Below are 8,718 nucleotides of genomic sequence, written 5' to 3' on the forward strand. Positions count from 1 at the left end.
TCCCACTTTAAGGCAATAAAATATTGCTTTTGAATTATAACATTTTTATGTAAAAAAATAAGTTAAAAAAATTACTTTATTGTTTTATCTAAAATTTGGTTTTCTAAATCATTTATATTTCAAATATTATCAATTGAATAAAAAGCTTTTTTTAAATTATTTTTTGAAAAAAATCAACCCAAACCATCAGTTATTCAAATAAAATAAAAATTTTTTATTTGCTTTAATTTAGAATTTAAAAACATATAACTTCTAGCAATTTCATTTAATTTACTTCCAGGGGAAGAATAAAAATTTGTTTCAATTAAATAAATATTTTCTTTATTTTTAATTACAAAATCAAATTTTTTTTGAACATTATTTTCAGATATTTTTTTTAAATTATTAATGTTGAATAATTTAAAAATTTGATTTAAATTTATTTCTTTAAAATATGTTTTCCCATATTCGAATTTAAATTTAGATTTTAAAATAAAACTTTCAACTAATTCTTGCATTAATTTACCAGTTCTATTTTTTCTTGCATTAGAATCTAAACCAACTTCTATTCCTATTGCATAATCGATTAAATTTTTTATTTTACCTTCTGAAAGCAGTGTAAATAAAGAGCTTTTTCTCATTAAATTCATTATTTTATATATCCATTTATCATTATTTATATTTTTTTCATCAAAAGATATTTTTTCATCCTTTAAAAATATATATTTTTTTCTTATTGCAAGTAAAATAGGAATACATTTTATAGTTTTTGGAAATTTTTTAATAATTTTAATAAAATCATTTTCGATATTCTTTGAATAAATTAAACTATTTAAAATGTTTAATTCTAATTTTATTTTTTCAACATTATTTAATACTTTCTCAAAATTAACATAAAATTTATAATCACTTATATTTGCTTTAAAAGTTTTAATTCAATCATTAAAATTTGACTTCATTTTTAAAATTAAAAATTAATAATTCCTTTATTTCTTTTCTAGTTTCAGGGTTTGAACTTATAGATCTTTTAGCATTTATTCTTTTAATATGAAATTCTTTATATAAATCATCAAAAAAATTATCGTTTGAATTATAATTTTTAGGATCTGAATTACTCATTAAAAATAAACAATTTTTTTTATTTATTTCGTTAATAAAATCAGCTAATTCTTTTTGATTTTCATCATCAAATTTATCAATTGTATATTCTACAAAACTGGAAGATTTTGTAATAGGTCTATAAGGAGGATCTAAATAGACAAAAGTATTTTCGTCAATAAAATTTATTGTTTTTTTGTAATCAGCAAAAATTATTTTAATATTTTTTAATTTTTTAGAAATATTTAATAAATTTTCTTCATCGCAAATTAATGGATTATTATACGTTCCCATTGGAACATTAAATTCATTGTTTTTATTTACTCTATAGAGGCCATTAAAACAAGTTTTATTCAAAAATATTAATAATGCTGCTTTAAAAATTTTTTTATTTATAGTATTTAGTTTTATTAAACTATTAAATTCTTTTCTTTTATTTAAATAAAATTCTTTTCTTTCTAAATTATTTAAATTTAAAAAATCACTTTCCATTTTTTTTAAAATATTAATTAATTTATGAACATGATTTTTAATTATAAGATAAGAATTAATTAAATTTTTATTTAAATCACTTATATAAATTTCTTTTAATTTATATTTTGTTAAGATATCAAAAAGAACAGCCCCTCCACCAACAAAAGGTTCACAATATTTATAAATATTTTTATTTTCAAAAGGATAAAATTGACTTATTTCTTTTAAAAGTTGACCCTTGCCCCCTACTCACTTTAAAAAAGGTTTTACTATTAAATCATTTTTAGTGTTTTTAGTTTTCATAATGCTTTTTAATTATACTTATTAAAACTAATTTATTTTAAAAACTAAAAAAATAATTTAATAATTAATTCGTTAAAATATAGTTATAATTTAATTTAAATTTGGGTAAAGGAAGAAGAATGAATTTTTTGAATGAATTGCCAGAAAAGCTACGAGAAAAATTAAAAGATATAAATCTTTATTATAAAGGTTTTCATAATGAAACTTATACTGCTTATTATGAAAATATTAAAGTTCAAATAAGAGTTGCAATTAACGAAATTGCCAAACATCAAGATGAAATAAACTTTATTAAAAAAAATAAAGATTATTTTTACTTTACAGATAAAATTTTAATTAAAAAATGATATGATGGCGATATTTTACAAATCGATTCTTTAACCAAAGAAGATTCTTATAAAATTTTAGATAAAATGAAAAAACTCTGGAAAAACAAAGAAAAATTTTCAAAAATTAATTGATTTTATTATAAAATTGATGATCTAAAATATATAAAATTAATTAAAAAATATAAAAATGATTTTACTCATACCATTCATGGTGATATAAGACCCAAAAATATTATTAAAACAAATAATAATGAAATTGTTTTAATCGACTATGAATGAATTAGAAAAGGTTCAAAATATTTTGACATTTCTAGTTTTTTAAAATTTTCTAAATTATCAAAACAAGAAGTGATTGATTATTTAAATCTAAGCAGTAAAAAATTAGAAAATTATATTTATATAACAAATTTATTTAATAAGCATGCTTATTATGAAGTTTACGACAAAATGAAAGATTATTACATAGGGGAAATAAAAAAATAATATTCAGTTCAAAAGCATAACGTTATTTTTTTATTTAAAAAAGAGAGGAAAAGAAATGAAAAAATTATTTACATCAGAAAGTGTTGGAAGAGGGCATCCAGATAAAATTTGTGATCAAATTAGTGATAGAATATTAGATGCATTTTTAAAAAAAGATCCTGATTCTAGAGTTGCGTGTGAAGTTATGGCTTCAAACAGATTAATAATAATAGCTGGAGAGATAAAAACTAAAGCTTATGTTGATGTTGTTAAAGAAGCTTGAAAAGTTGTAAAAAAAATTGGCTACAATGAAAACGATTTTACAATTATTTCTAATATAAATACACAAAGTATTGAAATTAACCAAAGCGTTGATAAAAGAAATAAAATTATTGGGGCAGGAGATCAAGGAATAATTTTTGGTTTTGCAACTAATGAAACTGAAAATTATATGCCTTTAGCTTATGCTATAACTACTGATTTAGTAAAAAAAGCTGATGAATTAATTCAAAATAAAAAATTCAAATGAGCTAAATATGATATGAAAAGTCAAGTTACAATCGATTATACCGAACAACCTAAAATTGACACTATTTTAATGTCAATTCAGCACACTGAAAAATATAATAAAGAATTATTTGAGAAATTTATAAAAGAAGAAATAATTACTAAAGTTGTTGAAAAATATAACTTAAATCAAGACTTTAAAATTTTAATTAATCCATCAGGTAAATTTACAATTGGTGGTCCAATTGGTGATACTGGTTTAACTGGTAGAAAAATTATAGTTGATTCATATGGTGGATATGCAAAACATGGGGGTGGAGCTTATAGTGGTAAAGATTATACTAAAGTAGATCGTAGTGCTGCTTATGCTGCAAGATGAGTTGCTAAAAATTTAGTAGCAGCTAATATTGCAGATAAAATTGAAGTTCAACTATCTTATGGAATAGGAATAGCAGAACCTATTTCATTAAGTGTTAATACTTTTAATAGTTCTAAATTTTCAGAACAAGCTATATTAAAAACTATAAGTGAAATTTTTGATTTATCCCCATTAGGAATAATTAATGCTTTAAATCTTAAAGAGCCAGTTTATAGAAAAACATCAATTTTTGGACATTTTGGGACAAATGATTATGAATTTAGTTGAGAAAAATTAGATAAAGTAGAGCAAATAAAGCAAACCATTAACAAATATAAAAATTCATAATATTTTGAAATTTTTTTTAATTTGAAAAATGAAAAGATTATTATATTGATATTTTTTATTAGTAAAATAATTTTTTTTATTAATTAAATTATAATTAACAAAAAAAATAAGGAAAAAAATGAAAAAAATTAAGCTTTTTAAATATGAAATAAATTATATTGAACAAAAAAGTTCAAATCCTAAAGGAACAATCATTTATAGTACAGGATATGCAGGTTCAATGAATGATTATAATGAAATAATTAAGCATTTTCCTGAATATGATTTTTACAGTTTAGATTATCCTGGTTATGGGGAAACTGTTGCTTATTCTGAACAAGATTATGATATTTTTTTATATGCTGAGTTAATTATTGAATTTATCAAACAAAAGCAACTTAAAAATATTACACTTATTGGACAATCTCTTGGAGGAGCTATTGTTTCTTTAGTTTATAAAACTCAACCAGAAATTTTTAATAAAGTTTTACTTACTGCTCCTGTTAATTTAACAACCAGCAATATTAAAGATAGATTAGAAAAAATATTCTTTTCTACTTCAATTGAAGAATATAAAATATATGCTGCACAAACATATTATAAAGTTGAAGAAACAAAATTTAATAACCCCGAATTTATGACAAGAAGAGAAAATTGAATTAAAATGATAAAATCTAATAATTTACAAGCTAAAGGAGTTAAAAACTTGGCTAAAGCGGTATATGATAAAGATATTTTAAACAAAGTTCATGAAGCTATGAAAGTTTTGCCTTCAAGATATACATGAGTTATGTTTGGGGAAAAAGATAATATAATCGATCAAAAAAATATAAAAAAATATTTTGAAACAAATGTTCCACAAGCTAAAATAATTGTAATACCAGAAGCTGATCATAACATTAGTGATTGACAATTTGATTTATTTTTAAAATATTTAAAAGAATTTTTAGATTTATAAGAAAAATAAAGAAGTGAATAATATTAATGTTGTTATTCATTATAAAATAAATTTTTAAGTGCAACTTTTATAGTTGTCTTTTTTATTTTTGCATTTACACACTATCACTTTAAAATTTGTTGAATAAACTATGTTTTCAAATTTTGAATATAGAATTTATTCAATAAAATAAATTAATATGTTTGTAATGATTCTCTTTAAAAAAACAAATAATTATTTTTTTTATTGATGATTTAGATGTTTACATCAAGAGAATAAAAATTTATTTTATATATATGGGGATATTTTTTTGTTAATGGAATTAATAATATGCAAAAATCTAAAATTAAATATTTAAAAATAGAAAAAAAATTAAAAATAAACTTAAACTTAATTCTAAAAACGAATTAAAAGGTTTGAATTTAAACTTAAAAAATCGAAGAGATTATTAAAATTAACGGCAAAAGATTTTTCAATTGATATAATTTTAGAATTTAAAAAATTTAAAATTATTAATCAGAATAAAAAAGATATAATAAGATATAAAAATTTCTTAATTAAAATTTTAATTAAAAAAAATAGAAAATTTCTGTTTTAATAAAAAAAATACTTTTTTATAGATACATTTATCATTATTAATATTAATAATCAAATTATTAAAAATAATGCTTACTATGTTATAAAAGATTGAATAAGGCCGAGTTAATTCATGAAGTTAATTATGATTTAAATCACTCTATATTTTTTACAAATAAATTAAATATTAATTTAAGATATTGAAATTTAAAAAAAATCGTTTATAAAAGCTTGCGATGTGTTTGTAAACCACTTATACAAAATGTTTCACAAAAAAACGAAATTAAAGTCATTTTTGTTCATTTTGTTATAAAACAAATATTGTTAATGATAAATTTATAATTAATAAAAATATAATTTTTTTATATTATAAATTTTTAGTACATATTGATAATTATATGTTATGGGCATCTGAAACACTACAATAGTATTGAGTGTGTAGTTGAAAGCTAACGAAGTACAGGATCTTATTTGTAAAACTAGCTATTTGGTTTGTTTTTTTTGTATTAAAAATAAAATATTAAAAAATTTAATTAACAAAAAGTTAGGAAACATAAAAATTTAGATTATTTATAAATTGAAAAAATAATGTTAAATTTATTAAATTTATAATTTTTTTGTATATGAAAAGTTCTTCCAATTAAATTTTATTAAATTTACAAGCATTAAATAAAAGGTGATTATAATTAGAATTTAAAAACACAAGTTAAGCCATGACTTGTGTTTTTATAATAAAAGTATTAAATAATTGAATTTTTTCAGTATTTTTAAAATTTTAAATTATGATTTTTTACTAATTTTAAAATTTTTTCAATTAACTTATCATGCTCTTGATCGGAAGAAATTTTTTTCTCAATTATTGTATATTCATTAGAAAAAGGCATAAAACCATAAAGATCATCCTTTACATCATCAGTAGCTACTGAATAATATTTTATATAACTTCTTGGTGAAAGCGTGAAATATTTTACATCTATCATTTTTTTTTCATCATTTTTTTCAATAAATATATAACTTTTTGATTCTCTATCTTTTGTTTGATAAAGAAAAATATTATTTTTTTTAAAAAAAATATTTAATTGTTCTAATGTAATTCCTTGATTTTTAGAAATATCATTTTTATTTCAAAAATTAAAAATTTTATTTTTTTTTGAAAAATAACCATCTTCAATAAGATTAAAAAGTATTTTTCCATTTTTTCCAAAAATTCTTTCAAACTCCTCAACTGTACTTATTACTTTAGAAATTTTATGAGAAGAGTTTGCATTTTTTTGTTCGTTAAATATTTTTTCATAAACTTCATCTTCGTGTAAAACAGATTTATTATTTTTTCTTTCATTTTCTAACATCAATTCACGATAGTTAACATAAAAAATAAAGTTATCACTATTACTTTTATTAATTCAAGCACCTATTTTACTAGTTTCAATTCTACCTTTTTCATATGGATCTTTTATATTTCTAAAAAATTTTTGATTATACAATCAAGAACAAGAATTTAAGCCAAAAACACTACAAAGTCCTAAAAATGATAATAATTTAAGTAAAATTTTTTTAATTTTTAACATATGTGACACCCAAAACATCGTTTATGGAATTTTCAAAAATGTTTGAATATTTTTTAACTCTTATTCTGTACTTTCCAGTTTCATTAATGTTATAATCAATCACTTCAACATTACTGTTTACAACGGTCACTGATTTAATCACTTCTCATGAATAGCCATTTCATTTTTCTAAATATAAATCAAAATCTGTAAAAAATTTATTATTTTGTCTTTTTTCAGTTTCACCTTTTTTTAATCATTCTTCATTATTATGTTCAAGATTTCATTTTACTTCTCCAGGAATTTTTCCTATTGTTTTAGAAATTAGTCCAATTGGATTTAAAAAATCTCATCAGTTATAATTAAGAATAGGTCTATTTTCTTTATCTCTTAAAATTCCGCCATTATTCATTCATGCAGAAGCAATTTTTATATTTTCGCCTCTAGTTAAATATAAATCATGACTTTCAAAAATATATTCGTTTTCTTTTTCTCTTCCTACACTAATAGTTTTTAAATTATCTGCAGCAATTTTCATTCTTTCATAATCGATTAAACCTGAGCCATAAACTTTACTAAGACCATTAGATTTTATTTCTAAATTTCTATCATTTGGTTTTAATTTGGAAGAAGCGGCTAAAATAGCTTTAATAGCGGGCACTCTTTTTCAATCATAATTTAATGAACTTTTTTCTTTTAGTAAAACGCTAATTGCGCCAGTTACCATTGGTGCAGCATAGCTTGTTCCATGTCCTTGAGCTTCATTATTTAAGCGATTTTTATATTTGAAAAAGGCTGGAGCCACTACTAATGGTTTTGGTAAGTCATTAAATTTATCTTCTAAAGTTCTATTAGAATAACTTGATATTCAATAATTATTTTTTGTACTATAATCACTAAGAGCCCCTACAACAATTGAGTTGAATGAAATTTTTTTATCATCAATAAATTTATTTGCATTTTTGTTTGAATTGTTATGATTATTGCCTGCAGAAAAAACGTTTATTACCCCATATTTTCTAGCAATATAATCTAGAAAATATGCTTGTTCATTATATTCTTTGTCATAGTGTTCTGGCGCTCCATAACTATGATTTATAACTCTAACGTTATTTTCAATTACCATTCATTCTATTTGCTTTTGTCATTTAGAATTATCTCAAAATGCTGCAGAATAAACAATTGCATTAGTATCAACACCATCTTTACCTGCTGCTATTCCAGCAACCATCCCAGCATGAAAACTAGGTGGTAAATCACCATCTTTACTTATTTTAAAATCTTTAAATACTTTTTTACTTATTGTTTCATCAATAACCCCTTGATAAAATCTTTTTTTAGTCTGCGGATTTGAAGCTCCAGCTTCCAAAATTCCAATTTTGCTTTGTGGGTATCAAGATTTAATATCTGAATTATTAAAATTAATAATATTTAAATTATCTTTATATATTTTAGTTGGATAAGAATTTCATGAATTTTCATAATAATTAGTAGCGTCATTATTATTTAAAACATTATTTTTAACAACATGTGGGTTATATTCTAGATCGATTATTTGATAAAAATCTTCATCATTAAAAATTTCATTAATAAATTTTTGTTTTTCATCTTCATTATTAAAATATAATCATATTATCGGTGAAAGATCACTAATTTCAATATTTTTTATAAAATTAAATTTTTGAATTATTTTATCTTTAAATTTTGTGTTTTTTTCTTGAAAAAATTTTACATCATCTTCAATATTTTCTTTTTCTTCTACAGGATAATTAAGAAGTAATTTAACTTGAAAAGTATTATTAATTTCTTGTACTATTGAAG

7 protein-coding genes are annotated in these 8,718 nt (G+C 20.6%); 3 read left to right on the plus strand and 4 right to left on the minus strand.

Annotation, left to right across the window (positions count from 1 at the left end; translation table 4 throughout):
- Window positions 1–71: 71 nt before the first annotated feature.
- Both T403_RS0102735 and T403_RS0102740 read right to left on the minus strand, forming a co-directional pair.
- Complete coding sequence (locus T403_RS0102735; RefSeq protein ID WP_033161297.1) at window positions 72–938, minus strand: type II restriction endonuclease; 867 nt, start codon at window positions 936–938, stop codon at window positions 72–74.
- Window positions 922–1,854, minus strand: coding sequence for a DNA adenine methylase (locus T403_RS0102740; protein ID WP_033161298.1), 933 nt, complete (start codon window positions 1,852–1,854; stop codon window positions 922–924). The genes T403_RS0102735 and T403_RS0102740 overlap by 17 nt, the downstream gene beginning before the upstream one ends.
- A gap of 119 nt (window positions 1,855–1,973) precedes the next feature.
- Between T403_RS0102740 and T403_RS0102745 the strand changes: the two genes are divergently transcribed.
- From T403_RS0102745 to T403_RS0102755, 3 genes are all read left to right on the plus strand, one after another.
- Entirely contained in the window at window positions 1,974–2,666 is a 693-nt protein-coding gene (locus T403_RS0102745; RefSeq protein WP_033161299.1) for a phosphotransferase family protein, read from the plus strand.
- A 55-nt stretch (window positions 2,667–2,721) separates the two neighbouring features.
- Window positions 2,722–3,858 (plus strand): methionine adenosyltransferase, encoded by a 1,137-nt coding sequence (gene metK / locus T403_RS0102750; RefSeq protein ID WP_033161300.1) that lies wholly within the window; start codon window positions 2,722–2,724, stop codon window positions 3,856–3,858.
- Window positions 3,859–3,976: 118 nt separating this feature from the next.
- Entirely contained in the window at window positions 3,977–4,795 is an 819-nt protein-coding gene (locus T403_RS0102755; protein WP_033161301.1) for an alpha/beta fold hydrolase, read from the plus strand.
- Window positions 4,796–6,117: 1,322 nt separating this feature from the next.
- Here the strand turns inward: T403_RS0102755 and T403_RS0102765 are convergent.
- Both T403_RS0102765 and T403_RS0102770 read right to left on the minus strand, forming a co-directional pair.
- Entirely contained in the window at window positions 6,118–6,918 is an 801-nt protein-coding gene (locus T403_RS0102765; RefSeq protein WP_033161303.1) for a hypothetical protein, read from the minus strand.
- Window positions 6,905–8,718 (minus strand): S8 family serine peptidase (locus T403_RS0102770; RefSeq protein ID WP_051619112.1); only part of this gene is annotated, 1,814 nt, incomplete at its 5' end. The genes T403_RS0102765 and T403_RS0102770, both read right to left, overlap by 14 nt.

It is taken from the genome of Mycoplasma collis ATCC 35278 (assembly GCF_000701825.1).
GTDB classification, from domain to species: Bacteria; Bacillota_I; Bacilli_A; order Mycoplasmatales; family Metamycoplasmataceae; genus Mesomycoplasma_A; species Mesomycoplasma_A collis.